This window comes from Acidimicrobiia bacterium (assembly GCA_016650365.1).
In the GTDB taxonomy this organism is placed as follows: domain Bacteria; phylum Actinomycetota; class Acidimicrobiia; order Spongiisociales; family JAENVV01; genus JAENVV01.
The window spans coordinates 1-1,654 of the sequence record JAENVV010000186.1 but is presented as its reverse complement, the minus strand read 5'-3'; the positions used below and the strand labels follow the sequence as shown (position 1 = coordinate 1,654).

General features: G+C 60.0%; 3 protein-coding genes. 2 read left to right on the top strand and 1 reads right to left on the bottom strand.

Annotated features, from left to right (window positions below):
- Window positions 1–38 precede the first annotated feature (38 nt).
- A complete protein-coding gene (locus JJE47_11265; GenBank protein ID MBK5268000.1) occupies window positions 39–467 on the top strand; it encodes an SRPBCC family protein in 429 nt (142 codons plus the stop codon).
- Window positions 468–482: 15 nt separating this feature from the next.
- Here the strand turns inward: JJE47_11265 and JJE47_11260 are convergent, their stop codons facing one another.
- On the bottom strand, window positions 483–1,250 hold the full coding sequence (locus tag JJE47_11260) for an enoyl-CoA hydratase/isomerase family protein (GenBank protein MBK5267999.1): 768 nt from the start codon (window positions 1,248–1,250) through the stop codon (window positions 483–485).
- Between the two features lie 172 nt (window positions 1,251–1,422).
- Here JJE47_11260 and JJE47_11255 point away from each other — a divergent pair.
- Window positions 1,423–1,654 (top strand): hypothetical protein (locus JJE47_11255; protein MBK5267998.1); only part of this gene is annotated, 232 nt, incomplete at its 3' end.

Below are 1,654 nucleotides of genomic sequence, written 5' to 3'. Positions count from 1 at the left end.
TGATTACCACTTCTCTGGCATCTCGATAGTCTGACCACATGGCCACAGAAGTTTCCATTGATATCGACGCCCCGATCGACTCTGTGTGGGCCGATCTCGCCAACCTGGCCAGTCACGTCGAGTGGATGGCCGACGCCGATTCCCTCACCTACCGGGGGGATCAGAAGACCGGAGCCGGGACCGTTATCGAAGTGCTCACGAAAGTCGGACCACTCAAAACCGTCGATGTCCTGACCTTCACCGTCTGGGAGCCACCGCACACGATGATCGCCACTCACTCGGGGGTGGTCAAAGGCGAAGGCATTTTCAGACTGACCGACCTGGGAAACGACCGGACCCGCTTCACCTGGGCGGAAGAACTCGACATGCCGTGGTACTTCGGAGGCAACCTGTTCCGACCAGTTTCGGAACCGGTTCTCCGTCTCATCTGGAAAAAGAACCTGCAGCGGCTAGCAGACCGGTTCTGATCGACGGGCCACTGGCTATTCGCCGGTGAAGTCGGCTTTGCGCTTCTCGATGAAGGCGGCAACCCCTTCTTTGGCATCTTCAGTGAAGAACACGTCCTGAAACGCATCTGCCTCGGCCTTCATGGCCTCATCTATCGGCCGACCCCAGCCATCGCCCATCGCCCGCTTGACAGCCGCCAGCCCCAACGTTGCCTTGGTCGCCCAATCGGCCGCGTCGGCGAGAGCCACTTCCAGCAGTTCCTCGACCGGGAGCACCTTGTCGGCCAGGCCAAGGGCCAGCGCCTCTTCGGCCCCGACCTGGCGGCCCGAAAAATTCATCTCTTTGGCCTTTTGGTAGCCAACGATCCGAGCCAGACGCTGGGTGCCACCGGCTCCGGGAATAATGCCGAGCAGAATTTCCGGTTGGCCGACCTTGGCATTGTCGGCAAGATATCGAAAGTCGGCACCCATCGCGAGTTCGAGTCCTCCGCCAAGAGCGAACCCTTTGACCGCGGCGATCGTCGGCTTCCTGAGCAGCTCGAAACGTCGGATCACGTTTGCCAATGACGTGGCGAGCTCATCCTTCACACCGGCATCAAATGCCGCTTGAAAACCTTTGATGTCGGCACCGGCCGCAAAGTGTGGGTCGCCGTAGATGACCACCGCCCGCACCATGGGGTCCTCGGCTTGGCCGATGGCCACGGCCAGATCGGCGGCGAGCTCTTCGGACAGGGCATTTACCGGCGGTCGGTTGAGCGTAATCAGACCAACCGCATCATCCTGGGTGAATTCAACGAGTGACATGCAGACTCCTCCGAAATCAGCTGACGTACGCTTACCCTACGACAAACGGAACGGCCCGATGAGCCATAGCTCTCCGCTGATGACCGCCACCTGCAGGTTCAGTACCGGAGCCAGCCACCGGGCCTAAACAGACCTCTTGACGGGTGGGTGGTGTTGGGCGATAATCGAACATATGTTCGATAGAGAAGAAGGATACGATCCTGGAGCGAACAGCGATGTCTTTGCCATCGCCAACACCGCACTCGCCTGGGCCGAAGACGAAGCAGTCGGCCAGTTCGACAACCGGGAGCTTCAGCTCAGCTACGAACAACTGCGCAAGCTCGGAGACCTCTTCCATGCCCAGGCCCGGCGGCGGCTGGCCGTCGTCGACGAACGACAGTCATACGCATCGGACGGATACACGT